This window comes from Microbacterium sp. Gd 4-13 (genome assembly GCF_003095395.1).
Taxonomy (GTDB): Bacteria; Actinomycetota; Actinomycetes; order Actinomycetales; family Microbacteriaceae; genus Microbacterium.
In genome coordinates, this window is record NZ_QEIJ01000007.1 from 23981 (window position 1) to 48639 (window position 24659).

22 protein-coding genes are annotated in these 24659 nt (G+C 69.5%); 20 read left to right on the top strand and 2 right to left on the bottom strand.

The features are described 5' to 3' along the window. Window positions 1-4: 4 nt before the first annotated feature. From DEA06_RS12865 to DEA06_RS12890, 6 genes are all read left to right on the top strand, one after another. Window positions 5-1789 carry a penicillin-binding protein 2 gene (locus tag DEA06_RS12865; RefSeq protein ID WP_116648413.1) on the top strand — a complete coding sequence of 595 codons (1785 nt, stop codon included), beginning with the start codon at window positions 5-7 and terminating at the stop codon, window positions 1787-1789. 20 nt (window positions 1790-1809) lie between these two features. Continuing rightward, on the top strand, window positions 1810-3222 hold the full coding sequence (murF, locus tag DEA06_RS12870) for a UDP-N-acetylmuramoyl-tripeptide--D-alanyl-D-alanine ligase (RefSeq protein ID WP_116648414.1): 1413 nt from the start codon (window positions 1810-1812) through the stop codon (window positions 3220-3222). A gap of 64 nt (window positions 3223-3286) precedes the next feature. After that, the gene (mraY, locus tag DEA06_RS12875) at window positions 3287-4390 is read left to right on the top strand and encodes a phospho-N-acetylmuramoyl-pentapeptide-transferase (protein WP_116648415.1); all 1104 of its coding nucleotides are present in this window, start codon (window positions 3287-3289) and stop codon (window positions 4388-4390) included. Further along, window positions 4387-5943, top strand: a complete 1557-nt coding sequence (gene murD / locus DEA06_RS12880; RefSeq protein WP_116648416.1) for a UDP-N-acetylmuramoyl-L-alanine--D-glutamate ligase — start codon at window positions 4387-4389, stop codon at window positions 5941-5943. The genes mraY and murD overlap by 4 nt, the downstream gene beginning before the upstream one ends. After that, window positions 5894-7099, top strand: a complete 1206-nt coding sequence (ftsW, locus tag DEA06_RS12885; RefSeq protein ID WP_165818006.1) for a putative lipid II flippase FtsW — start codon at window positions 5894-5896, stop codon at window positions 7097-7099. Before murD ends, ftsW begins: the two co-directional genes overlap by 50 nt. Window positions 7100-7158: 59 nt before the next feature. After that, window positions 7159-8232: a UDP-N-acetylglucosamine--N-acetylmuramyl-(pentapeptide) pyrophosphoryl-undecaprenol N-acetylglucosamine transferase gene (locus DEA06_RS12890; RefSeq protein ID WP_116648417.1), complete on the top strand. Its 1074-nt coding sequence runs from the start codon at window positions 7159-7161 to the stop codon at window positions 8230-8232. Window positions 8233-8239: 7 nt separating this feature from the next. Here the strand turns inward: DEA06_RS12890 and DEA06_RS12895 are convergent, their stop codons facing one another. Next, on the bottom strand, window positions 8240-8593 hold the full coding sequence (locus DEA06_RS12895; RefSeq protein WP_116648418.1) for a GntR family transcriptional regulator: 354 nt from the start codon (window positions 8591-8593) through the stop codon (window positions 8240-8242). A gap of 100 nt (window positions 8594-8693) precedes the next feature. Here DEA06_RS12895 and murC point away from each other — a divergent pair, with 100 nt between their 5' ends. The 9 genes from murC (at window position 8694) to DEA06_RS12940 (ending at window position 16263) form a co-directional block, all read left to right on the top strand. Then, window positions 8694-10106: a UDP-N-acetylmuramate--L-alanine ligase gene (gene murC, locus DEA06_RS12900; protein WP_116648419.1), complete on the top strand. Its 1413-nt coding sequence runs from the start codon at window positions 8694-8696 to the stop codon at window positions 10104-10106. Window positions 10107-10112: 6 nt separating this feature from the next. Further along, window positions 10113-11051 carry an FtsQ-type POTRA domain-containing protein gene (locus DEA06_RS12905; protein ID WP_116648420.1) on the top strand — a complete coding sequence of 313 codons (939 nt, stop codon included), beginning with the start codon at window positions 10113-10115 and terminating at the stop codon, window positions 11049-11051. Window positions 11052-11209: 158 nt separating this feature from the next. Next, a complete protein-coding gene (gene ftsZ, locus DEA06_RS12910; protein WP_116648421.1) occupies window positions 11210-12373 on the top strand; it encodes a cell division protein FtsZ in 1164 nt (387 codons plus the stop codon). A 48-nt stretch (window positions 12374-12421) separates the two neighbouring features. Then, window positions 12422-13111, top strand: coding sequence for a YggS family pyridoxal phosphate-dependent enzyme (locus tag DEA06_RS12915; protein WP_116648422.1), 690 nt, complete (start codon window positions 12422-12424; stop codon window positions 13109-13111). 31 nt (window positions 13112-13142) lie between these two features. Then, on the top strand, window positions 13143-13622 hold the full coding sequence (gene sepF / locus DEA06_RS12920; protein ID WP_116648423.1) for a cell division protein SepF: 480 nt from the start codon (window positions 13143-13145) through the stop codon (window positions 13620-13622). Window positions 13623-13628: 6 nt separating this feature from the next. Beyond that, on the top strand, window positions 13629-13928 hold the full coding sequence (locus tag DEA06_RS12925) for a YggT family protein (RefSeq protein WP_116648424.1): 300 nt from the start codon (window positions 13629-13631) through the stop codon (window positions 13926-13928). A 146-nt stretch (window positions 13929-14074) separates the two neighbouring features. Then, window positions 14075-14698 carry a DivIVA domain-containing protein gene (locus DEA06_RS12930; protein WP_116648425.1) on the top strand — a complete coding sequence of 208 codons (624 nt, stop codon included), beginning with the start codon at window positions 14075-14077 and terminating at the stop codon, window positions 14696-14698. 9 nt (window positions 14699-14707) lie between these two features. Further along, window positions 14708-15340, top strand: a complete 633-nt coding sequence (gene lspA / locus DEA06_RS12935) for a signal peptidase II (protein WP_116648426.1) — start codon at window positions 14708-14710, stop codon at window positions 15338-15340. Window positions 15341-15342: 2 nt separating this feature from the next. Next, a complete protein-coding gene (locus tag DEA06_RS12940) occupies window positions 15343-16263 on the top strand; it encodes an RluA family pseudouridine synthase (protein WP_116648427.1) in 921 nt (306 codons plus the stop codon). Between the two features lie 160 nt (window positions 16264-16423). On the opposite strand, the gene DEA06_RS12945 is transcribed toward DEA06_RS12940, so the two are convergent. Then, window positions 16424-16897: an NUDIX domain-containing protein gene (locus tag DEA06_RS12945; protein WP_116648428.1), complete on the bottom strand. Its 474-nt coding sequence runs from the start codon at window positions 16895-16897 to the stop codon at window positions 16424-16426. A gap of 57 nt (window positions 16898-16954) precedes the next feature. Between DEA06_RS12945 and dnaE the strand changes: the two genes are divergently transcribed. From dnaE to DEA06_RS12970, 5 genes are all read left to right on the top strand, one after another. Further along, window positions 16955-20473: a DNA polymerase III subunit alpha gene (gene dnaE, locus DEA06_RS12950; protein WP_116648429.1), complete on the top strand. Its 3519-nt coding sequence runs from the start codon at window positions 16955-16957 to the stop codon at window positions 20471-20473. 144 nt (window positions 20474-20617) lie between these two features. Beyond that, the gene (locus DEA06_RS12955; protein WP_116648430.1) at window positions 20618-21775 is read left to right on the top strand and encodes a hypothetical protein; all 1158 of its coding nucleotides are present in this window, start codon (window positions 20618-20620) and stop codon (window positions 21773-21775) included. 32 nt (window positions 21776-21807) lie between these two features. Then, window positions 21808-23109 carry a histidinol dehydrogenase gene (gene hisD, locus DEA06_RS12960; protein ID WP_116648431.1) on the top strand — a complete coding sequence of 434 codons (1302 nt, stop codon included), beginning with the start codon at window positions 21808-21810 and terminating at the stop codon, window positions 23107-23109. Between the two features lie 12 nt (window positions 23110-23121). After that, window positions 23122-23607 (top strand): transcriptional regulator NrdR, encoded by a 486-nt coding sequence (nrdR, locus tag DEA06_RS12965; protein ID WP_116648432.1) that lies wholly within the window; start codon window positions 23122-23124, stop codon window positions 23605-23607. 23 nt (window positions 23608-23630) lie between these two features. Next, window positions 23631-24653, top strand: coding sequence for a quinone-dependent dihydroorotate dehydrogenase (locus DEA06_RS12970; RefSeq protein WP_116648433.1), 1023 nt, complete (start codon window positions 23631-23633; stop codon window positions 24651-24653). Window positions 24654-24659 lie beyond the last annotated feature (6 nt).

Genomic DNA, 24659 nt, shown 5'->3' on the forward strand with positions numbered 1-24659 from the left:
CTCCATGACGACGCGCAGCACTCGCAGTTCACGCCGTCGCACGGTGGTCGCCCTCTCGGTCGTCCTCGCTGTGCTCATCGTCTTCGTCGTGCGACTCGTCGACATCCAGGTCGTCAACGCGCGCGAGCACATCGACGACTCGCTCGCCCTCGGGTTCGGCGCCTCGCAGACCCTCTACGGGGCGCGGGGCGAGATCGTCGACGAGAACGGCGACACGCTCGCCGGCAGCATCCTGCTCTACGACGCCCAGCTCGACCCGATGCTCGCGCAGGACGGCATCACCCGCAAGGACGAGAACGGCAAGCCCGTCAAGGTCTCCTGGCCCGACCTCGCGGCGCAGATGGCGCAGATCACCGGTCAGACGGCCGAGGAGGTCGAGAAGATCGTCACCGACGCCCTCGCCGTGAACGAGGAGTCGCGCTGGGCCTACCTCAAGCAGGGAATCACCACCGAGCAGCGCCTCGCGCTGGCCGACCTCGGTGCGCCCTTCCTGACCTTCGTGACGCACCCTGCCCGCACGTACCCCGACGGTGCGGTCGGCGGCAACCTCGTCGGGTTCGTCGGCCGCGACGGCGAGGCGCTCGCGGGTCTGGAACTGGCGCAGAACACCTGCCTCTCGTCGGAGAACGGCACGCGGAAATACCAGCGCGGCAAGGACGGCGTCATCCTGCCCGGCACCCAGGTGGACGACCCCGCCGTAGATGGAGGCACCCTCCAACTCACGATCAACCGCGACCTGCAGTGGTACCTGACGCAGCTGATCGCCGAGCAGGCGCAGAACGTCGGAGCGAAATCGGGAACCATCACCGTCGTCGACGCGAAGACCGGCAAGGTGCGCGCCGCCGCCGAGTGGCCCACCGTCGATCCGAACGCCTACGACGCCTCTGCCCCGGAGGACAGGTACAGCCGCATCTTCTCAGGGACGTTCGAGCCCGGCTCGACGTTCAAGGCGCTCACCGCCGCGATCGCGATCGATGCGGGGGGACAGAACCCCGGGTCGACGGTGACGGCCGCCAACCGCGAGACGTTCCCGAACGGCGCGACCGTGCGCGACCCCACGGCGCACCCCACGAACAACTACACCCTGACCGGGGTTCTCATCGATTCGTCGAACGTGGGTATCTCGAAGTTCGGCGACACCGTCTCGGCGCAGACGCGCTACGACTACCTGAAGAGCTTCGGCATCGGCGGGAGTGAGAACTTCGGGCTCGGCCAGGGGATCGGTGAACTGCGCACCCCTGACACGTGGGACAACCAGACCTTTTACAACACGAACTTCGGTCAGGGGCTCACCACGACCGTCCCCGAGCTCGTCGGCGCGTATCAGACCCTCGCGAACGGCGGGACGCGCATGCCTCTGTCGATCGTCGAGGGGTGCACCGCCTCGGACGGCACCGTCACCGACGTTCCGGATGCGACCGGTCAGCAGGTCGTCTCCCCGACGGCGGCGGACGACGTGTCACTGATGCTGGAGAACGTCGCCACCCAGGGCTCGCTCGCCAAGCAGGTGGCCGTACCCGGATACCGGCTCGCGGTGAAGACCGGAACCGGTGAGAAGAGCGATGGCATGGGCGGCTACAAGGCCGGCGCGTACTTCACGACGATGATCGGATTCGCCCCCGCGGAGGACCCGCAGTACGTCGTCGCCGTCACCCTCGACGAGCCCGTGACGGTAAAGTCGTCTGCGGCCAACGCGCCCGCATTCCAGAAGGCCATGACGCAGGTCCTCAAGACCTACCGCGTCATGCCGTCGGAATCGGAGACCCCCGAACTGCCCAAGTTCGGCTGACCGCTGCGGACCACGCACCTATGATCTCCCTCACACTCTCCCAGCTCGCCGACGCCGTCGCGGGCGACCTCCACCTCTTCGGCGACGACACGCCCGAGACGGTCGTCGCCGGACCCGTCGACACCGACTCCCGAGCCATCGTGAGCGGCGGCGTCTTCGTCGCCAAACCCGGCGAGCACACCGACGGCCACCACTTCGTCGACGCCGCGGTGGCCTCCGGTGCCGCGCTCGCGATCGTCGAGCGGACGGTCGACGCCGCCGTGTCGCAGATCGTCGTGGCCGACGCGGTCGCCTCCCTCGCCGACCTGGCGCGGTTCGTCGTCGCGCGCGTGCGCGAGCGCGGTGGCCTCCGCATCGTCGGGATCACCGGCTCCAACGGCAAGACGACGACGAAGAACCTCCTCGCCCGCATCCTCGAGGACGACGGCGAAACGGTCTCGCCGCACGCCTCGTTCAACAACGAGGTCGGCGCTCCGCTGACGATGCTGCGGGTGACCGAAGACACGAAATACCTTGTGAGCGAGTTCGGCGCGAGCGGCCCCGGTGAAATCGCGCGGCTCGCCGGTCTCGTCACCCCCGACATCGGGGTCGTCCTGATGGTCGGCATGGCCCACGCGGGCGGCTTCGGCGGCATCGAGGCCACGTTCCAGGCGAAGTCCGAGCTCGTGCGGGCCGTGCGCGCCGGCGGCCTCGCGATCCTGAACGCCGACGACCCTCGCGTCGCTGCGATGGCCCCGATCGCGGCCGAGAAGGGCATCGACGTCCGCTGGTTCGGACGAGGCGAGGCCGCCGAGGTGCGCGCCGTCGACGTGGAGGTCACCGCGACCGGCACGCGCGCCGAACTCGTCGTCGACGCAGACCCGCTGACCCTGAACCTGCGTGTGCTCGGCGAGCACCACGTCATGAACGCCCTCGCCGCGCTCGCGGCGGCAACGGCGCTCGGGATCGACGCGGCGACCGCGGTCGCGCGGCTCGAGACGGTCGAGCTGGCCGAGCGGTGGCGCATGCAGCCTCTCGGGTCCGAGCGCGTGCGCATCATCAACGACGCCTACAACGCCAGCCCCGACTCGATGGCGGCGGCGCTGCGCACCCTCGCGCAGATCACGGGTCCGCAGGAGCGCACCGTCGCCGTCCTCGGCGCGATGAGCGAGCTCGGCGAGTACGCCGAGGAGGAGCACGACCGTGTCGGACTCCTCGCGGTGCGCCTCGGCATCCAGCGCATCGTCGTGATCGGCGCAGACGCGCGGCGGATGTTCCTCGAAGCCGTCGCCCAGGGCTCCTGGGACAGCGAGGCGGTGTTCTTCGCGACCGCCGACGAGGCCTACGACTACCTGGTGACCGAGCTGCGAGACGGAGACCGCGTGCTGGTGAAGTCCTCCAACTCGGCGGGGCTGCGCTTCCTCGGTGACCGTCTCGGGGAGTTCTTCGCATGATCTCGTCATCCATGAAGACCGCGCACCTCGGGGCGCTCGGCGATCGTCTGGGAGAATCGTCCTCGTGAGATCACTCCTGACAGCGGCGGCGATCTCGCTCGCATTCACGCTTTTCCTGACCCCGGCCTTCCTGCGCCTGTTCCGCGCGTGGGGATGGGGGCAGGTCATCCGCACCCCCGAGAACATCCACAACCCCTCGCACGGCGCGAAGCGCGGCACCCCCACGATGGGTGGCACGATCTTCATCGCCGGCACGATCGTCGGCTATCTCGTCGGATCGTTCACCGGGAACAACCCGCCCACGATCTCGGGCATCCTCGTGCTCTGGATGATGGTCGGATTCGGAGCGGTCGGTTTCATCGACGACTACATGAAGCTGCGCCGACAGCGCAGCCTCGGCCTCGAGGGCTGGCCGAAGGTCATCGGCCAGGTGCTCGTCACCGTCCCGTTCGCGATCGTCGCGCTGAACTTCCCCAACTCCGTCGAGCAGACCCCCGCCTCGGCGTACATCTCCGTCTTCCGCGACGTTCCCGGCCTGTGGTTCATGGCGCTCGGCCCGATCATCGGCTGGCTGCTGTACCTGGCCTGGATCTCGCTCATCGGCGTCGCGTCGTCGAACTCGGTCAACGTCACCGACGGTCTCGACGGTCTCGCCGCGGGCTCGGGCATCTTCGTCGTCGGCGCCTACAGCCTCATCGCGTTCTGGCAGGTGCAGCAGGTCTGCACCAACGTGGCCTCGGCGGTGCAGTCGGCCTGCTACGGAACACGAGACCCGTTCGACCTCGCGATCATCTCCGCGTCGTTCGTCGGCGCTCTCGTCGGCTTCCTCTGGTGGAACGCGCCCAAGGCGAAGGTGTTCATGGGCGACGTCGGGTCGATGGCGATCGGTGGCGTCGTCGCGGCCATGGCGATCCTGACCCGCACCGAACTGCTCCTCGTGCTCGTCGCCGGCGTCTACGTGATCGCCTCCGGTTCGGTCATCCTCCAGCGCGTCTACTTCAAGCTCACCCGCGGCAAGCGGTTGTTCCTGATGAGCCCGCTGCATCACCACCTCGAGATGCGCGGGTGGTCGGAGATCACGATCGTCGTACGCATGTGGATCATCGCGGGGCTCCTCGCCGTGTCGGGCGTCGGCTTCTTCTACGTCGAATGGCTCACGCGCGCATGAGTTCGGCCCGGCTCGATCCGCTCACCAGCTGGCACGCCGACTGGCGGGGGCTCCGCGTCGCCGTGCTGGGCCTGTCGGTCACGGGCTTCTCGGTCGCCGACACCCTCGCCGAGCTCGGCGCCGACGTCCTCGTCGTGACCGAGTCGGCCGACGGCGAGTACGCGCGCCTGCTCCCGGTAATCGGTGCGGGCCTGCACGTCGGTTCCCTCGACGCCGTACCCTCCGAGCTCGTCGACTTCGCACCCGAGGTGGTCATCGCCTCACCCGGGTTCTCGCCGCAGCATCCGCTCGTCCTCTGGGCGCAGGAGTCGGGCGTGGCCCTCTGGGGCGACGTCGAGCTCGCGTGGCGCGTGCGTGACAAGGTCGTGCGCGCAGACGGTACGCCCGCGGACTGGGTGCTCGTCACCGGCACGAACGGCAAGACCACGACCACCCGACTCGCCGCGACCATGATGGTGCACGGCGGTCTGCGTGCGGCGCCGTGCGGCAACATCGGCGTACCGGTGCTCGACGCGGTGCGCGATCCGGCGGGCTTCGACGCGCTGGTGGTCGAGCTCTCCAGCCACCAGCTCTGGTACCTCGGTCTGCAGACGGGGCCCGAGCCCCTCTCGCCGCACGCCGCCGTCTGCCTGAACCTCGCCGACGACCACCTCGAATGGCACGGGTCGTTCGAGGCCTACCGTGACGCCAAAGCCGTCGTCTACGCGAACACGCGCGTCGCCTGCGTCTACAACAAGGCGGATGCGGCGACCCGCGCGATGGTCGAAGACGCCGAGGTGGTCGAAGGCGCCCGAGCGATCGGTTTCGACCTGGGCGTTCCCGGACCGAGCGATCTCGGGCTGGTGGACGGGATTCTCGTCGATCGCGCCTTCCTCGAGGAGCGCGGCACCTCGGCGCTCGAGCTGACGACGGTCGCCGATCTCGCGGCGCGCGGCCTCGCCGCCCCCCACGTCGTCGCGAACATCCTGGCGGCGTCGGCGCTGGCGCGTTCCGTCGGAGTGGAGCCCTCCTCGATCCGCGAGGCGCTGGACGAGTTCGCCCTCGACCCGCACCGCATCCAGGTCGTGGCCGTGTCCGGCGGCATCACCTGGGTCGACGATTCCAAAGCCACCAACCCGCACGCGGCGGCCTCCTCGCTCGCCGCCTACCCCGGCGCCGTGTGGGTCGTGGGGGGCCTGCTCAAGGGCGTCGACATCGGTGGGCTGATCGCTTCCCGAGGTGCGATCGCGAAGGCGGCGATCGTCATCGGGGTCGACCGCGGCGAGATCGTCGCGGCTTTCGCGCGACACGCCCCCGGGGTGCCGCTGTTCGAGGTCGACCACGCCGAGACTGAAGACGTCATGGCACGGGTCGTCGAACTGGCGGCGGGCGTCGCCGCGGACGGGGACGTCGTTCTCCTGGCTCCCGCGTCGGCATCGTTCGATCAGTTCGACTCCTACGCAGACCGCGGCAGGCGCTTCGCCCGGGCCGTGAACGACCGGATCGACAACGGGAAGGCACCGCGTGACAGCGATCATCCCGCCGAGGACGCCCCCGAGCAGTCCGGCTCCTGATCCGGCCGGACGGCGCGGACTGTCCGCCCGGGTCTCGCTGGGCAAGGTGTTCGCGCCCGTGCCGAGCGAGTTCCTCCTCATCGCCTCCACGGCGCTGCTCCTCACCGGCTTCGGGCTGGTCATGGTGCTGTCGGCGACCTCCGCGCTGAACGGCGGCACCGACCCCTACGATCACGTCATCAAGCAGGGCGTGTTCGCGCTTCTCGGAATCCCATTGATGTTCGTCGCCAGCCGCATGCCGGTCAGCTTCTGGCGCAAGATCGCCTGGGTGGCCCTGATCGGGGCGACCGCGTTCCAGCTCCTCGTCTTCGTGCCGGGACTCGGCGTCGAGTCGTACGGAAACCGCAACTGGGTGGTCATCGCGGGCTTCCAGTTCCAGCCCGCGGAGTTCCTGAAGATCGCCCTCGCCCTGTGGATGGGCGCCGTGCTCTACCGCAAGCGCACGCTCCTCACGTCGTGGAGCCACGTCTTCATCCCCGTCGTGCCGGTGGGGATCATGGTCGTCGCGACCGTGCTGGCCGGTAAAGACCTCGGTACCGCGATGATCCTCGTGCTGGTCATCCTCGCCGCGTTGTTCTTCTCGGGGGTCAAGCTCCGGATCTTCATCCTCCCGGCGATCGCCGCACTCGGCGCGGTCGCGTTCTTCGCCGTCAGCAGCCCCAACCGCATGGCGCGCATCATGAGCTTCCTCAACGCCGGCACGCTCGACTGCTACTACGACGACTGCTATCAGGCGCTCCACGGCGTCTGGGGGCTGGCGGGCGGCGGTGTGTTCGGTCTCGGTCTCGGTAACTCGAGGGAGAAGTACGACTGGCTCCCGGCCGCCGCGAACGACTACATCTTCGCCATCGTGGGCGAAGAGCTCGGACTCATCGGCTGCGCGGTCATCCTCGCCCTGTTCGCGCTGTTCGCCGTCGGTGCCTTCCACATCATCCGCAAGACCGACGACTCGTTCGTGCGCATCGTCGCGGGCGCGATCACGATCTGGATCGTCGGTCAGGCCCTCATCAACATCGGCGTCGTGCTGCGCGTGCTCCCGGTGCTCGGTGTGCCCTTGCCCTTCATGTCGCAGGGAGGCACCTCGCTACTCTCGGTGCTGCTCGCGTGCGGAGTGCTGTTGTCGTTCGCGCGCTCGCTTCCGGTGCAGGCCCGCTGACGCATCCGTCGGCGTCGGCCGCGCCCGTTCGGGCCGGCTGCGCCCGTTAGGGTCGATAGGTGACGACGTACCTTCTCGCCGGCGGTGGCACCGCCGGTCATGTGAACCCGCTGCTCGCCGTCGCCGACGGGCTCCGCGCACGTGATCCCGAGGCGGTCGTGCGGGTGCTCGGCACGAAGGAGGGGCTGGAGGCGCGCCTTGTTCCGCAACGCGGCTACGAGCTGCTGGTCGTCGACAAGGTCCCCTTCCCGAGGAGACTGGATGCTGCGGCCGCCGCCTTCCCGAACCGGTTCCGGCGAGCGATCTCCCAGGTGCGTCGGCACATCCTCGACCACCGCGTCGACGTCGTCGTCGGTTTCGGCGGCTACGCCTCGGCGCCGGCCTACATCGCGGCTCGCCGCGCGGGAATCCCCTTCGTCGTGCACGAGGCCAACGCGAAGCCGGGTCTGGCGAACGTCCTCGGCGCGCGCGCGGCCGCCGAGGTGGGCGTCGCCTTCGACGGAACGCCGCTGCGTCGATCCACGGTGGTCGGCATGCCCTTGCGCCGCGAGATCGTCGACCTCGACCGCGGCGCCCTGCGCGCGGAGGCCGCCGCACACTTCGGGCTCGATCCCGAGCGCCCGACGCTGCTGGTCTTCGGGGGGTCGCTCGGTGCTCTGCGGCTGAACGAGGCGTTCGGAGGAGCGTGGCGCGACGTGCTCGACGCCGGGTGGCAGCTCCTGCACGTCACGGGCGATCGATCCCAGCTGCCCGATCCGGGTGTCGACGGGTATGCGCTCCGTCGCTACGTCGACCGGATGGACCTGGCGTTCGCGATCGCCGATCTGATCGTCTCGCGCTCCGGCGCGGCCACGGTCAGCGAGATCAGCGCACTGGGAATCCCCGCCGTCTACGTCCCGTACGCGGTCGGCAACGGCGAGCAGAGCCTGAACGCCGCCTCCGCCGTCCGCGCCGGCGCGGCTTTCGTCATCCCCGACTCCGCGTTCACCCCCGAGCGCGTGCGTGCCGAGGTCGTGCCGCTCCTGACCGACGGCGACCGCATCGCCGCGATGCGCGACGCCGCCGCATCCGTCGGCACGCGCACCGGAACCGAGAACGTCATCGCCCTGATCGATCGCGCGCTCGCGCGCTGACGAGGCGTCACGCCTTCAGTGCGGCCGTGGCCAGGGCGAGGGCGTCGGCGGGGTCGATCCGCAGTGTGCGCATCTGGTCGGCGAAGACGGCCGCGGCGCGCTGAGCCTGCTCGCGGGCCGGGTCGTCCGAGAACGAGACGTAGGTGCCGTTGCGACCTCGGGTCTCGATGATTCCGGATGCCTCGAGCTCGCGATACGCGCGGGCGACCGTGCCGGGGGCGACCCCGAGGTCTTCCGCGAGGCGACGCACGGTGGGCAGCCGGTGCCCCGCGGCGAGGTCACCCGTCGACACGGCCGCGACGATCCCGGCGCGCAGCTGCTCGAACGGAGGGATGGCGGAAGCGGGGTCGATGTCGATCACGCCTTCGATTGTGCGGTGTTCGCGCCGGATGCGCGACGCGCCCCTCGCCCCGCGTGCCGCCGGTCCCCTCCCAGCAGCCCCGACTTAGGATTGACGCGCCATGATCAGACCCGACCTCAGCCTGCCCATCCCCGAGAACATCGAGGCGGCCCACTTCATCGGGATCGGCGGTTCCGGCATGTCGGGTCTCGCGCGGATGTTCCTCGCCCGCGGCATCCGCGTCTCGGGGTCCGATCGCGCCGACAGCCCGGGCCTGCGCGAACTCGCCGCCCTCGGCGCCACGGTCTTCGTCGGCCATGATGCGGCGCACCTGGGCGATGCCGACACCGTCGTGCACACCGGCGCGATCTGGCCGGAGAACCCCGAGTTCGTCACGGCCAAGGAGCGCGGCCTCGCCGTGATCCATCGCTCGCAGGCGCTGCACTGGCTGATCGGCGGGCGCCGACTCGTCTCGGTCGCCGGTGCCCACGGCAAGACGACCTCGACGGGGATGCTCGTCACCGCGCTGCGGTCTCTCGACGCCGACCCGACGTTCGTCAACGGCGGCGTCATCGCCGACCTCGGCGTCTCCAGCGGCACGGGCTCCGACGAGCTCTTCGTCATCGAGGCCGACGAGTCCGACGGCACGTTCGAGCTGTACGACACCTCGATCGCCCTCATCACGAACGTCGATCCCGACCACCTCGACCACTACGGCTCCGACGACGCGTTCTACGCCGCGTTCGCGCGGTTCGCCGACGGCGCGAGCGAGGGCGTCGTGATCTCGGCCGACGACACCGGTGCGCGACGGGTGCGCGAGGCGATGCAGCATCCGCGCGTGCTGACCTTCGGCGAATCGGATGCGGCCGACCTCCGCGTCAGCGACATCCGCACCGTCGGACCGGTCCGCTTCACCGTGACCCACGAGGGGCGCACCGTCGAGGCGTCGCTGCGCGTCCCGGGTGCGCACAACGCGATCAACGCCGCCGGTGCGGTCGGCGTGCTGCTGCAGCTGGGGTTCGAGCTCGAGGCGGCCGTTCGGGCGGTCGAGGGGTTCGGCGGCACCGCGCGGCGTTTCGAGCTGCACGGCGTCGAACGCGGAGTGAGCGTCTACGACGACTACGCGCACCACCCGACCGAAGTGGCCGCAGCGCTGTCGGCGGCGCGCACGGTCGTGGGTGAGGGGCGCATCATCGCCCTCCACCAGCCGCACACGTACTCGCGCACGGCAGCCATGTACCGAGAGTTCGCGAGAGTGCTCGAGTCGCACGCCGACCACACCGTGGTGCTCGATGTCTACGGTGCGCGCGAAGACCCGATCCCCGGGGTGACCGGCGAACTCGTCAGCGACGCGTTCACCGATCCGTCGCACGTGCACTTCGTGGCCGACTGGCAGGACGCCGCCGACTACGCCGCCGCGACGGCGCGTCCGGGCGATTACATCGTGACGCTGGGCTGCGGCAACGTGAACCTCATCATTCCGCAGGTGGTGGAGGCGCTCGGCCGGATCGAGCCCGCTGACGGCGAGAGCTGAGCCAGGGTGCGCCGGCCGACCCCGCTGCCCCCGCCGCCCGAGCCGCGCCCGCCCGCGCCGCCGGAGCCGTCCGTCGTCGCCCCCGGGGGCGACGCCGCGCCGGTGCTCCCGTTCGAGGCCGACCGCCGACGCCCCGCACCGATCGAGACCTCAGCCACCGCGCCGTCCGACGAGGCGGCCGACCTCGGCTTCCGCGACGTGTGGCGCGCCGCTCGTGCCCGGCGTCGCGCGCTACGTGCCGAGGTGCGGCGATTCACCGTGCGCCAGCGCCGTCGACGCATGGTCTGGCTGGGCGTGCTCGGGGCGTTCGTGGTGCTCGTGGCCGGCAGCTTCGGCGTGGCGTACAGCCCCCTGTTCGCCGTGCAGCGGATCGAGGTCATCGGCACCTCGCAGCTCGATCCCGCTGCCGTCGCGGCCGCCCTCGACGATCAGATCGGCACACCGCTTCCGCTGATCGACGACAGCGAGATCAAGGCCGCGCTGGTGACGTTCCCGCTCGTCGAGTCGTACAGCCTCGAGGCCCGCCCGCCGAACGACCTGGTCGTTCGCGTCGTCGAGCGTCAGCCTGTCGGCGTGGTGCAGTCGAGCGCGGGCTTCACGGTCGTCGACGCGGCCGGCGTCGCGCTCTCGACGAGCCCCGAGGCGCCCGCGGGGCTCCCGGCGTTCGACATCACCGGTGGCACGGGCTCCGAGGCGTTCCGTGCCGCGGGCCAGGTGATCCGTACGCTCCCCGACAGCATCCGCGCGCAGGTGACCGCCGTGACCGCCTCGACTCCCGACGACGTCTCGTTCACGCTGGGTGCGACGAACACGCGGGTGGTGTGGGGGAGCGCGGAGCAGTCGGCGCTCAAAGCCGAGACGCTTCTGAAGGTCATGATCAACCGTCCGCCCGACGGCGTGCGCAGCTATGACGTGTCGTCGCCCGAGGCCGTCGTCGTCAGTTGAGCGATCCGTCCGATGGATTTTGTCGCGACACGCCCGCCGCCTGGCGGCACGGCGCGGAAGCGCGGCTTACCTTCGGAATCAGGAATTGCATACCGGGCAATTCTTTAACCCTTTAGCTGAGGTTGAGGGTTTCGGGGTTCGATACAACGGAGGCCGGCATGAGCCAGAACCAGAACTACCTCGCCGTGATCAAGGTCGTCGGCGTGGGCGGCGGCGGCGTCAACGCGGTCAACCGCATGATCGAGCTCGGACTGCGCGGGGTCGAGTTCATCGCGATCAACACCGATGCGCAGGCACTGCTCATGAGCGACGCCGATGTGAAGCTCGACGTGGGCCGTGAGCTCACTCGCGGACTCGGCGCGGGTGCCGACCCCGAGGTGGGCCGCCGCGCCGCAGAAGACCACGCCGAGGAGATCGAAGAGGCCCTCTCGGGCGCCGACATGGTCTTCGTGACCGCCGGAGAAGGCGGCGGCACCGGCACGGGCGGCGCGCCGGTCGTGGCGCGCATCGCGAAGTCCATCGGTGCGCTGACCATCGGTGTCGTGACCAAGCCCTTCTCATTCGAGGGTCGTCGTCGCCAGAGCCAGGCCGAGGCGGGTGTCACGAAGCTCAAGGAAGAGGTCGACACCCTCATCGTGGTCCCGAACGACCGGCTGCTGGAGATCAGCGACCGCGGCATCTCGATGATCGAGGCGTTCGCCACCGCCGACCAGGTTCTCCTGGCCGGTGTGCAGGGCATCACCGACCTCATCACGACCCCCGGTCTGATCAACCTCGACTTCGCCGACGTCAAATCGGTCATGCAGGGGGCGGGGTCGGCCCTCATGGGCATCGGCTCGGCCCGGGGCGCCGACAGGGCGATCAAGGCCGCCGAGCTCGCGGTCGAATCGCCTCTTCTCGAAGCATCGATCGAGGGTGCGCACGGCGTGCTGCTGTCGATCCAGGGCGGTTCGAACCTCGGCATCTTCGAGATCAACGACGCCGCGCAGCTCGTCAAGGAGGCCGCGCACCCCGAGGCCAACATCATCTTCGGAACGGTCATCGACGACACCCTCGGAGACGAGGTGCGCGTGACCGTCATCGCCGCCGGCTTCGACGGGGGAGAGCCGTCGTTGCGGATCGACCCGGTCGTCGCGCAGCGCACCCCGGTGCCACCGGCGCTGCCCACGGTCCCCGCCGCCGACGAGGCGTCGCGCGAGCGCGACACCGTCGTCGAGGAGAAGAAGAAGGAGTCCGTCCCGGTCACCGCCAACGTGCCCGAGCCGGCGTACGACTCGGCGTTCGGTGACGACGACCTCGACATCCCCGACTTCCTGAAGTGACCCCGGGCGCCGCGGGCGTGGAGCCCGCGGCGATCGAGAAGGAGTGACGTGGACGATCAGCTCGCCGAGCGGCTCGCCGCCGTCGACGCGCGCATCGCCGAGGCGGCGCGCGCGGCGCATCGCGATCCGGCGGAGATCACCCGCATCGTCGTGACGAAGTTCCACCCGGCCAGCCTCGTCGAGGCGCTGTACGCCCTCGGGGTGCGCGACGTCGGAGAGAACCGTCAGCAGGAGCTCACGTCGAAGAGGGCCGAGGTCGGTCCGCTCGGCGGGCTCTCGTGGCACTTCATCGGGCAGGCGCAGACGAACAAGGCGCGAGCCGTGCGCGACGCGGCCTCTGTCGTCCACTCGGTCGATCGCGCACGGATCGCCGACGCCCTGGATGCTGCGGGCCAGCCGGAATCCGGCGTGCTCGACGTCCTCGTGCAGGTCAACCTCACCGACGACCTCGGCCGGGGCGGGGTGTCTCCCGAAGGCGTCGTCGAGCTGGCCGAGCGCGTGGCCGGTCTCGCCGGGCTCCGCCTCAGGGGAGTCATGGCGGTCGCCCCGCTCGACGAGGAGCCCGCTCGTGCGTTCGAGCGTCTCGCCGAGGCCAGTGCCAAGGTGCGCACGATAGTTCCCGATTCCGACTGGATCTCAGCCGGAATGACCGCAGATTTTCCCGAGGCGATCTCGATGGGTGCGACACACCTACGGATCGGCTCGGCAATAACGGGTCCGCGCCCTACTCGCGGATAGCCTCAAACCACACGAGCGAACGGAGGATGCGATGTCGAACCCGCTCAAGAAAACCATGGTGTACCTGGGCCTCGCCGACGAGGAGGAGACGTTCGATGAGCCGGCACCGCAGCCCACGAGCCGCAAGCAGCAGCAGCCCGCAGTCGTCGAGAAGACGGCGACGGTGACCCCGTTGCACCGGCCGACCGTCGTGCGCCAGCCCACCGCCGGACCGATCAGCGAGATCCTGACGGTGCACCCCAAGCAGTACCGGGATGCCCAGACGATCGCCGAGAACTTCCGCGACGGCATCCCCGTGATCATCAACCTCTCGCAGATGTCCGACGCCGACGCCCGTCGTCTCATCGACTTCGCGAGCGGTCTGTCGTTGGGCCTCTACGGTCGCATCGAGCGCGTCACCAGCAAGGTCTTCCTGCTGTCGCCCGAGAACGTCGCCGTCTCCGGCGAAGGCGCGGTCGCACAGGCCGACCCCGAGGCGACGCCGTTCGCCCCGGCCTCGTTCGCCCCGTAATCCACGGTGAACGTCGTCGGCCTCGTCGCCTCGATCCTCAACGTCCTGTTGTTCCTGTACGTGCTCGTGCTTCTCGCGCGGCTCGTGCTGGAGTACATCCCGATGTTCAACAGATCGTGGCGACCGACCGGAGCAGGTCTCGTGGCGGCGGAGCTCGTTTACACCGTCACCGACCCGCCCATCAAGCTGTTCCGCCGGTTCATCCCGCCCCTGCGGGTCGGGCCGGTGGCGATCGATTTCGCCTTCATGCTGACGATGCTGCTCTGCTTCATCCTGCTCAGCGTCACCCGCGCTCTGGCGTCGTGAACTGACGCGTCGTCGACGCGCCGCATCACGGATTCGCACTTCGACATGCCGTTGAGGCTGAGACTATGCTGGTCCGAAGCGGCACGCGGCGGTGTGCCACCCCCGACATCGGCCCCGCGACCAGATCTCTCGGAAGAGGAACCACCATGGCATTGACACCCGATGACGTCGTCACGAAGCAGTTTCAGCACGTCCGCTTCAAAGAGGGTTTCGACCCCGACGAGGTCGACGACTTCCTCGACGAGATCGTCGTCGAGTGGCGCAAGACGATCGCCGAGAACGAAGAACTGAAGGCGAAGCTCGCCGCGTTCGAGTCCGGCGAGTCGGCCCCCGCTGCCGCGCCCGAGGCCGTCGAGGAGCCCGCCGCGGCTGAGCCCGTCGCCGAGGCGGAGGTCATCGAAGAGGTTCCCGCTCCGGCGCCCGCAGCCTCGAACGAAGGCCCCGCCGCCGCATCCGCCGGAATCATCGAGCTGGCCCAGCGCCTGCACGACGAGCACGTCGCCGAGGGCAAGGCGCAGCGCGACCAGCTCATCTCCGACGCGCAGTCGCAGGCCGCGAGCATCGTGAACGAGGCCGAGGCGAAGGGCCGCGAAGAGATGGCACGCCTCGACCGCGAGCGCGCCACGCTCGAAACCCGCATCACCGAGCTGCGCACGTTCGAGCGCGACTACCGCACGCAGCTGCGCAGCTACATCGAGGGCAAGCTCCGCGACCTCGACACCACCGCCACGCCGTCGGGTTCCACCCCGGTTTCGGCGATCGGTCTCTAGGCCGGCTCGGTGCCACGCCGAGACCCCCTGCGTAAGGCGGCGGCCGGCGCCATCATCGCGATCCTCGCGGTGCTGGTGCTGGCCGCCGACCAGTTCGCGAAGTACCTCGCGATCGAGAACCTCCCGCCCGAACGGGTGGTTCCGGTGCTGGGCGACTTCCTGCAGCTCTACCTGATCCGAAACCCCGGAGCGGCGTTCTCGCTGGGCGAGGGCGTCACCTGGATCTTCACCATCGCCCTTGCTGCCGTCGCCGTGGCGATCGTCTGGATCGCCGTCACCCGCCTGCGTTCGCGGGCGTGGGCGATCGTGCTCGGTCTGCTGCTCGGCGGCGTGCTGGGCAACCTCACCGATCGGCTCTTCCGCGAACCGGGGTTCGCGGTCGGTCACGTCGTCGACTACATCTCCACGCCGTGGATGATGCCGGCGATCTACAACATCGCCGACATGTTCATCGTGACGATGATGATCGGCGTCGCCATCATCGTTCTCGTGGGTCTGCGATTCGACGGCACCCGTGAGCCGCGTCGCGGATCCGACGACGCCGAGGCCGAAGCATCCGACCCCGCCTCCGACACGACGGTGGCCGGAACCGGCGCTCCGGCACGCGGCGCGGCCGAACCCGGCGACCCGGCCGAGCGCTGATCGTGGAGTCACGCTCTTTCCCCGTTCCCGACGGGCTCGACGGCACGCGCGTCGACGCGGCCCTCGCCAAGATGCTCGGCTTCTCGCGCACCTTCGCCGCGGACGTCGCCGACGCCGGTGGGGTGACCCAGGACGGCCGCGCGGTCGAGAAGTCGGATCGACTCCGCGCGGGTGCCTGGCTGAGCGTCGAGTGGACGCCCCGGCGCGAACCCGAGATCGTGCCGACCGCCGTCCCCGACCTCGGCATCGTGTACGACGACGACGACATGGTCGTTGTCGACAAGCCCGCCGGCGTCGCGGCGCACCCGTCGGTCGGGTGGGAGGGGCCGACGGTGCTGGGCGCCCTCGCGGCGGCGGGCTTCCGCATCGCCACGACCGGCGCCGCGGAACGGCAGGGCGTCGTGCACCGCCTGGACGTCGGCACGAGCGGGCTCATGGTGGTCGCGAAGAGCGAGACCGCCTACACCGCTCTGAAGCGCGCGTTCAAAGAGCGTGAGGTGGAGAAGATCTACCACGCCATCGTGCAGGGGCACCCCGACCCTCTCTCGGGCACGATCGACGCCCCCATCGGCCGACACCCCACGCACTCCTGGAAGTTCGCGGTCACCCCGTCGGGCAAGGACTCCGTCACCCATTACGAGACGATCGAGGCGTTCCCGGGGGCGTCGCTCCTCGAGATCCACCTCGAGACCGGTCGCACTCACCAGATCCGTGTGCACATGGCCGCCCACCGTCATCCGTGCGTCGGCGACCCGCTGTACGGCGCCGACCCCACGATCTCCGCCCGCCTCGGGCTCACCCGGCAGTGGCTGCACGCCCACCGTCTCGCCTTCGCGCACCCTGCGACCGGCGAGTGGTCGACCTTCTCTTCGGACTACCCCGCGGATCTGGCCCGCGCGCTCGAGATCCTCCGCGCCGACTGACCCGCCCTTTCGCAGGAATGTGGCGCATTCCGGCGAATGACCGCAGCGGACTCCGGTGTCATACGCAGGGACGTGGCGCAGTCGCCCGGCGAAGAGTCTGGCGGATGCTGCGCATGGCGACGAGGTCGTCGGATCGAGGTCGTCGGATGCGCGCCGACGCTCAGGCCCCCTGCTCGAACCTCGCCTCGGGGCGGTCGGCGAGGGCCGACGCGATCCGGGCGCGCATCTCGTCGCCGACGTCGGCGAGGTCGTCGAGGCGGTACCAGCCGACCTCGGTCATCTCGCCGTCCGCCGGGTACGGGTCACCCGAGACCCAGGTGCAGCGGAAGGTCAGGTCGAGGTAGTCGCTCTGGTCGCCGTTGTCGTAGGTGACCCGCGGGATCTGGTGCACCCAGGCCAGGCGATCGGCGCGGATCACGACCCCTGCCTCCTCGAGAGCCTCGCGGCACGCGGCGTCGGCGGGTTCTTCTCCGGGGTCGACGATGCCGGTCACGGGTGTCAGCGCGCCGTTGTCGGACCGGCGGCCGAGGAGCACCTCGTCGTCGCGGACGACGACGGCGGTGACACCGACGAGGGGGAGCGGGCGCGTGCCGACCAGCTCACGCAGTTCGAGGACGAAATCGGGGGTGGGCATGCCACAACGGTAGCGGGGGAGGGCGACCGTGTCAGAGCCCGAACGTAGACTCGGGGCGTGGCAGCAGACTCCTTCGTTCACCTCCATGTGCACAGCGAGTACTCGATGCTCGACGGCGCGGCCCGGATCGGGCCGATGGTCCAGGAGGCGGCCCGGCTCGACATGCCGGCGATCGCCGTCACCGACCACGGCAACACCTTCGCGGCCTACGAGTTCTACAAGACCGCGAAAGATGCCGGCATCAAGCCGATCATCGGCATCGAGGCCTACGTCACCCCGGGCACGCACCGCTCCGACAAGGCCCGCGTGCGGTGGGGCAGCCCCGAGCAGCAGAGCGACGACGTCTCGGGCTCGGGCGCGTACACCCACATGACTCTGCTCTCCGAGACGACCCAGGGCATGCACAACCTGTTCCGGTTGTCGTCGAAAGCGAGCATGGAGGGCTACTACTTCAAGCCCCGCATGGACCGCGAACTGCTCCAGACCTACTCCAAGGGGCTCATCGCCACCACCGGCTGCCCCTCGGGCGAGGTGCAGACCCGCCTGCGTCTCGGCCAGTACGACGCCGCGAAGGCCGCCGCCGCCGAGTTCCAAGACATCTTCGGCCGCGACAACTACTTCGTCGAGCTGATGGACCACGGTCTCTCGATCGAGCGCCGCGTGATGGGTGATCTGTTGAAGATCGCCAAGGAACTCAGCATCCCGCTCGTCGGCACGAACGACCTCCATTACACGCACCAGCATGACGCGACGAGTCACGCCGCCCTGCTCTGCGTGCAGTCCGGATCCACCCTCGACGACCCGAAGCGCTTCAAGTTCGACGGCGACGGCTACTACGTCAAGACCGCCGCCGAGATGCGGCAGGTCTTCCGCGACCACCCCGAGGCCTGCGACAACACGCTCCTCATCGCCGAGCGCTGCGACGTCGAGTTCGACACCTCGGCCAACTACATGCCGCGCTTCCCCGTGCCCGCGGGCGAGACAGAAGAGTCGTGGTTCGTCAAAGAGGTCGAGAAGGGCCTCGAGTACCGCTACCCCGAGGGCATCTCCGACGAGGTGCGCAAGCAGGCCGAGTACGAGACCGGCGTCATCGTGCAGATGGGCTTCCCCGGCTACTTCCTCGTCGTCGCCGACTTCATCAACTGGGCGAAAGAAAACGGCATCCGCGTGGGGCCCGGGCGAGGTTCCGGTGCGGGATCGATGGCGGCGTACGCGATGCGCATCACCGACCTCGACCCGCTGCAGCACGGTCTCATCTTCGAGCGCTTCCTCAACCCCGACCGCGTCTCGATGCCCGACTTCGATGTCGACTTCGACGACCGTCGCCGCGGCGAGGTCATCCAGTACGTCACCGAGAAGTACGGCAGCGAGCGGGTCGCGCAGATCGTGACCTACGGCACGATCAAGGCGAAGCAGGCGCTGAAAGACGCCGGGCGCGTGCTCGGCTTCCCCTTCAGCATGGGGGAGCGGCTCACGAAGGCCATGCCCCCGGCGGTGATGGGTAAAGACATGCCCCTCGGCGGCATGTTCGACAAGAACCACCCCCGGTACAAGGAGGCGTCGGAGTTCCGCACCGTCATCGAGACCGACGCCGAGGCCAAGACGGTCTTCGACACGGCGGTCGGCCTCGAGAACCTGAAGCGCCAGTGGGGCGTCCACGCGGCCGGCGTCATCATGTCGAGCGAGCCGCTCATCGACATCATCCCGATCATGCGCCGCGAGCAGGACGGCCAGATCGTCACGCAGTTCGACTACCCCGCGTGCGAGTCGCTCGGCCTGATCAAGATGGACTTCCTGGGGTTGCGCAACCTCACGATCATCAACGACGCACTCGACAACATCGAAGCGAACCGGGGGCACCCGCTCGTTCTCGAAGACCTGCCCCTCGATGATCGCGGCGCCTACGACCTGCTCACGCGCGGTGATTCGCTCGGCGTGTTCCAGCTCGACGGCGGCCCGCTTCGAAGCCTCATGCGGCTCATGCGGCCCGACAACTTCGAAGACATCTCCGCCCTCATCGCGCTGTACCGTCCGGGCCCCATGGGCGCGAACTCGCACATCAACTACGCGCTGCGCAAAACGGGTCAGCAGGAGATCACGCCGATCCACCCCGAGCTCGAAGAGGCGCTGTCCGACATCCTCGACACGAGCTACGGCCTGATCATCTACCAGGAGCAGGTGATGGCGATCGCGCAGCGCGTGGCCGGCTTCACCCTCGGCGAGGCCGACATCCTCCGCCGAGCGATGGGCAAGAAGAAGAAGTCCGAGCTCGACAAGCAGTACGCGGGCTTCGAGGGCGGCATGAAGAAGAACGGCTTCAGCGAAGCGGCCGTGAAGACCCTCTGGGACATCCTGCTGCCGTTCTCCGACTACGCCTTCAACAAGGCGCACTCGGCCGCCTACGGGATGATCTCGTACTGGACCGCCTACTTGAAGGCGCACTATCCGGCCGAGTACATGGCCGCGCTCCTCACGAGCGTCGGTGACTCGAAAGACAAGATGGCCGTCTACCTCAACGAGTGCCGTCGCATGGGCATCAAGGTGCTGCCGCCCGACGTCGGTCAGTCGATCCGCTACTTCGCGGCCGTCGGTGAAGACATCCGCTTCGGACTCGGCGCCGTGCGCAACGTCGGCGCGAACGTGGTCGACGGAATCGTCGCAGCCCGCGCTGACGGACCCTTCACGTCGTTCCACGACTACCTCGCCCGCGTGCCCGGACCCGCGGCGAACAAGCGCACGGTCGAATCGCTCATCAAGGCGGGCGCGTTCGACTCGATGGGGGCGACGCGCCGTGCGCTCCACGAGATCCACGAGGATGCCGCGGAGGCGGCGGTCGACGTGAAGCGGAAGGAAGCGACGGGGGCCATCGGCTTCGACTTCGACAGCCTGTACGACGAGGCCGAGGAGGCCGTGCCGGCCAAGGTGCCCGATCGCCCGGAATGGACCAAGAAGGACAAGCTCGCCTTCGAGCGCGAGATGCTCGGGCTCTACGTGTCCGATCACCCGCTGGCCGGCCTCGAGGTACCCCTGGCCAAGCACGCGTCGACCAGCATCCACGACCTCCTGGCCTCCGAGAGCATCGAAGACGGCGACCAGGTGACCGTCGCGGGCCTTGTGACGAGCGTGCAGCATCGCGTGGCGAAGGCGAGCGGCAATCCCTACGGCATGATCACGGTCGAGGATTTCGACGGTGAGGTCACGGTCATGTTCATGGGCAAGACCTACCAGGAGTTCTCACCCGTCCTGCAGCAGGACTCGATTCTCGTGGTGCGCGGGCGCGTGTCCCGACGGGATGACGGGCTGAACCTGCACGCGCAGTCCGCCCTGTCTCCCGACCTCGGCGCCGTCGATGCCTCCGGCCCGCTCGTGCTGCTGATGCCCGAGCAGCGGGCCACGGAGGTGCTCGTGAAAGACCTCGCGGAAGTGCTCGAGCGGCATCGCGGCGAGACCGAGGTGTCTCTCCGACTGCACCGCGGAGGCACCGCGAAGGTCTTCGAGGTGCCCATGCCCGTGCGAGTCACGGCCGATCTGTACGGCGAGCTGAAGGGGCTGCTGGGCCCGAACTGCCTCGGCTGAGACCCCGCTCGCGCGAACCCCGAGAGCAGCCAGACCGTCGTCGTCGAGAGTGACGTCGAACGTCGCGCCGCGCAGGGATTCGACACAGCGCGCGACTAAGATCGGACGGCGCGCACCCCCGGCGCGACAGCGGAGAGGACCATCGTGACCGACGAGAATCTGAACGACAAGACCCTGGCAGACACCTCCGTGGACGAACCCACGGCACAGGCGAACGACCAGGTTGCGGCGACCGAGAGCGCGAGCAGTGAGCCCGAGGCCGCGTCGTCGACGGATGCCGATGACGCGAAGGCCACGGGTGCTCCGCCGCAGTACGGCGTCGGACCCTTCTCGGTGCGCGAAGTCGCCCTGGGCGGGGTGTGGCTCGTCGCGTTCATCGTGTCGTTCTTCCCCGTGAACCTCCTCGTCGGGGCGCCGGCCGCTCTCGTCGGAGGACTGAACGTGTGGGTGTCCGGCCTGGCTTGGATCCTCTCGATCGGCGTGCCGACGGTCGCCGTCTTCCTCGTCATCCTCCGACGACTCTCGCCGCAGGGCATCCCGCGCGTCGGGTCGCTCGGCATCGACCAGTTCGCCTCGGTCGCCTTCTCCGTCGCCGCGATCTACTGGCTGCAGTCGGTGTGGGAGACCGTCGCGATCTCGATCGAGACGGGCGCCTGGGTGCGTTCGTGGGTGATCTGGGTCGAGCTCGTGCTGATGCTCGCCGGCGTCGTGCTCACCGTCTTCGCGCCGTTCATCCCCTCCCTCGAGCAGGACTTCCAGGATCGCCGCGAGGTGCCCGCCCACCGCAACGCCCGTCCGATCCGCGCGGTCGTCGCCCGGCCGAAGACCCCGCGTCCGGAGCGCCCCACCCCGGCACCCGCCGAGCAGCACGCGGCTCCGGCCTACGTTCCGCCGGCATCGCACGACACCGGCTCGTACGACACCGGCGTCCAGCCGGCCGCCGATCAGTCCGACACCGGCGCTTTCAGCAGCCCGACCGCCGACACCGGCGCCTACGGCACCGACGTCTTCGCCCCGCTGCACACCGGGGAGACGACGCAGATCTCCGACGACGACGGGGCTCCCGCGAACGACGACACCGTCCGCACCACCCAGTTCCCCGCACAGGCGCAGACGCAGGCCTTCTGGGCGCTCGTGCCGGTGGAGCGCGACGTCGTCGACGACTACGGCAACCCGCTCTTCCGCATCGGCCCGACAGCCTGGGCGCTCGTCATCGAAGACCGGGGCGAAGCCTTCGTCGTCCGGCACGAAGACGGTCGCGTGGGCTATCTGCACGACGTCACCGGCGTCACGCGCGGCTGAGGGCCACCGGCTCCAGCCGGTAGCCTTGACGGATGCTTCGAACCATCGATCTGCGCGGTCGCACCCTGTCACCGGCCGAGTTGCTCGCCGCCGTTCCGCGTGCCGAAGGAGCCCGTGACGAGGCGCTGAGTGTCGCCTCGGAGATCGTCGCCGACGTCGCGGAGCGCGGAGAGGCCGCGCTCCGCGAACAGGCCACCGCGTTCGACGGGGTGAGCGACCACGACCTCCGGGTTCCGGCATCCCACCTCGTGGAGGCACTCGGCCAGCTCGCCCCTGATGTGCGAGCCGCTCTCGAGGAGGCCATCGCGCGGGTGCGCCGGGCATCCGCCGCGCAGGTGCCCGCACCGGTCGTGACCGAACTCGCGCCGGGCGCCCGGGTGGCGCAGCGCTGGCAGCCCGTGCGCCGGGTGGGCGTCTACGTGCCGGGCGGCAAGGCCGTGTACCCGTCGAGCGTTGTGATGAATGTGGTTCCCGCGCAGGTCGCGGGCGTATCCGAGGTCGCCCTCACGTCGCCGCCCCAGCGCGAGTTCGGCGGACGGGTGCACCCCACGATCCTCGCGGCCGCCCACCTCCTCGGTGTCACCGAGGTGTACGCGCTGGGCGGTGCCGGCGCGATCGGGGCTCTCGCCCACGGTGTGCCGGCCATCGGGCTCGAGCCCGTCGACGTCGTGACCGGCCCGGGAAACAACTTCGTCGCCGCCGCCAAGCGCGTTGTCGCCGGTCGGGTCGGCACGGACTCGGAGGCCGGTGCGACCGAGATCCTCGTCGTCGCCGATGCCTCGGCCGATGCCCGGTTGGTCGCCGCCGATCTCGTGAGCCAGGCCGAGCACGACGAACAGGCCTCCGCGGTGCTCGTGACCGATTCTCCCGAGCTCGCCCTCGCCGTCTCGGCCGCCGTCGACGCGCGAGCCGCCGCGACCCGCCACAGCGCACGAGTGGCGGCTGCGCTCACCGGTCCGCAGTCGGCGATCGTCCTCGTCGACGACATCGATGCGGCAACCGCGTTCAGCAACGCCTACGCACCCGAGCACCTCGAGTTGCAGCTCGCGGACGCCCGCCCGGAGGAATTCGTGCACGCCGGAGCGATCTTCGTCGGCCCGCACACCCCGGTCAGCCTGGGGGATTACCTCGCGGGCAGCAATCACGTGCTCCCGACGGGCGGTCAGGCGCGCTTCCAGCCGGGTCTGTCGGCCGCCACGTTCCTTCGTCCGCAGCAGGTCATCGAGTACGACCGTGCCGCTCTCGCGACCGTGCGCGACGGAATCGTCGCCCTCGCCGAGGCCGAGGCCCTGCCGGCGCACGGCGAGGCCGTCGTGGCCCGGTTCGAGGCGTAGTCTTTCGGTGCCATGCACTGCCCCTTCTGTCGCCACCCCGATTCCCGTGTCATCGACTCCCGAACGAGCGATGACGGCCTCAGCATCCGTCGTCGACGCCAGTGCCCCCAGTGCGGCGGTCGGTTCTCGACCGTCGAGACGGCGAGCCTTAACGTCATCAAGCGCTCCGGCGTGATCGAACCGTTCAGTCGCGAGAAGGTCATGTCGGGCGTTCGCAAAGCCTGCCAGGGCCGCCCCGTGACCGACGCCGATCTCGCGATGCTGGCACAGTCGGTCGAAGAGGCCGTACGCCAGACCGGTTCGTCGCAGATCGACGCGAACGAGATCGGTCTGGCGATCCTGGGTCCTCTCCGCGAGCTCGACGAGGTGGCGTTCCTGCGCTTCGCCAGCGTCTACCAGGCGTTCGAGTCGCTGGAGGACTTCGAGACGGCCATCGAGCAGCTGCGTGTGGATCACCGTGATCGTCGCCGGGCGCGCGACGCGGCGCAGGTCGACTGACGCGGTCCAGTAATCTGGCGGGGATGTATCCCCTTCTCTTCCGGCACGTGCTGTCGCGGATCGATCCCGAGCGCGCCCACCACCTCGCCGTGCCGGTGATCCGGCTGTTCGGCGTGCGCCCGTTCTCCTGGGCCGTGCGCGCCGTGACGGCACCCGCCCCCGAACTGCGCACGCGGGCCCTCGGCCTCGAGTTCGATTCGCCGTTCGGCGTGGCGGCCGGGTTCGACAAAGACGTGCGCATGGTGCGCGGCCTCGGAGCGCTCGGCTTCGGACATGTCGAGGTCGGCACGCTCACGGCTCTCGCGCAGCCAGGCAACCCGCGTCCGCGCCTGTTCCGCCTCGTGGCCGATCGAGCCGTCATCAACCGGATGGGGTTCAACAACTCGGGTGCCGCTGCGGCCGCGGAACGCCTGGGCCGGCTGCGCCGGCGTGGCGGGCGCACCGTCGTCGGTGTGAACATCGGCAAGAGCCGCGCGGTCGACGTCGAGGCCGCGACCGCCGATTACGTGCGCAGCACCGAACTCCTGGCGCCGTTGGCCGACTACCTCGTCGTCAACGTGTCGTCACCGAACACCCCCGGCCTGCGCGGTCTGCAGGCGGTCGAGACCCTGCGTCCTCTGCTGCAGGCGGTGAGGGATGCTGCGGGCGGCACGCCGTTGCTGGTCAAGATCGCCCCCGACCTCCCCGACGACGAGGTGCACGCGGTCTCGCGTCTCGCGGTGGACCTGGGCCTTGCCGGCCTCATCGCCACGAACACGACGATCTCGCGAGAGGGTCTCCTCACCCCCGCGGGTGTCGTCGAGGCGGCGGGCGCGGGCGGGCTCTCGGGAGCGCCGCTGAAGGAACGTGCTCTCGCGGTGCTGCGTCTCGTGCGCGAGGTCGTTCCGGCGGAGTTCGCCGTGATCTCGGCCGGCGGGGTCGAGACGGCCGACGACGTACGAGAGCGCCTCGCCGCGGGCGCGACCCTGGTGCAGGGCTACACGGCTTTCCTGTATCGCGGGCCCTTCTGGGCTCGACAGATCAACCGCGGACTGCGCCGCGGGTGAGCGGGA

Excerpts from the sequence above, each read along its gene's own strand:
- hisD (WP_116648431.1), top strand. The coding sequence starts at position 21,808 with ATGCTTCGAACCATCGATCTGCGCGGTCGCACCCTGTCACCGGCCGAG.
- ftsZ (WP_116648421.1), top strand. The coding sequence starts at position 11,210 with ATGAGCCAGAACCAGAACTACCTCGCCGTGATCAAGGTCGTCGGCGTG.
- murC (WP_116648419.1), top strand. The coding sequence starts at position 8,694 with ATGATCAGACCCGACCTCAGCCTGCCCATCCCCGAGAACATCGAGGCG.
- DEA06_RS12970 (WP_116648433.1), top strand. The coding sequence starts at position 23,631 with ATGTATCCCCTTCTCTTCCGGCACGTGCTGTCGCGGATCGATCCCGAG.
- DEA06_RS12930 (WP_116648425.1), top strand. The coding sequence starts at position 14,075 with ATGGCATTGACACCCGATGACGTCGTCACGAAGCAGTTTCAGCACGTC.
- sepF (WP_116648423.1), top strand. The coding sequence starts at position 13,143 with ATGTCGAACCCGCTCAAGAAAACCATGGTGTACCTGGGCCTCGCCGAC.
- DEA06_RS12865 (WP_116648413.1), top strand. The coding sequence starts at position 5 with ATGACGACGCGCAGCACTCGCAGTTCACGCCGTCGCACGGTGGTCGCC.
- nrdR (WP_116648432.1), top strand. The coding sequence starts at position 23,122 with ATGCACTGCCCCTTCTGTCGCCACCCCGATTCCCGTGTCATCGACTCC.
- DEA06_RS12945 (WP_116648428.1), bottom strand. The coding sequence starts at position 16,897 with ATGCCCACCCCCGATTTCGTCCTCGAACTGCGTGAGCTGGTCGGCACG.
- murF (WP_116648414.1), top strand. The coding sequence starts at position 1,810 with ATGATCTCCCTCACACTCTCCCAGCTCGCCGACGCCGTCGCGGGCGAC.
- murD (WP_116648416.1), top strand. The coding sequence starts at position 4,387 with ATGAGTTCGGCCCGGCTCGATCCGCTCACCAGCTGGCACGCCGACTGG.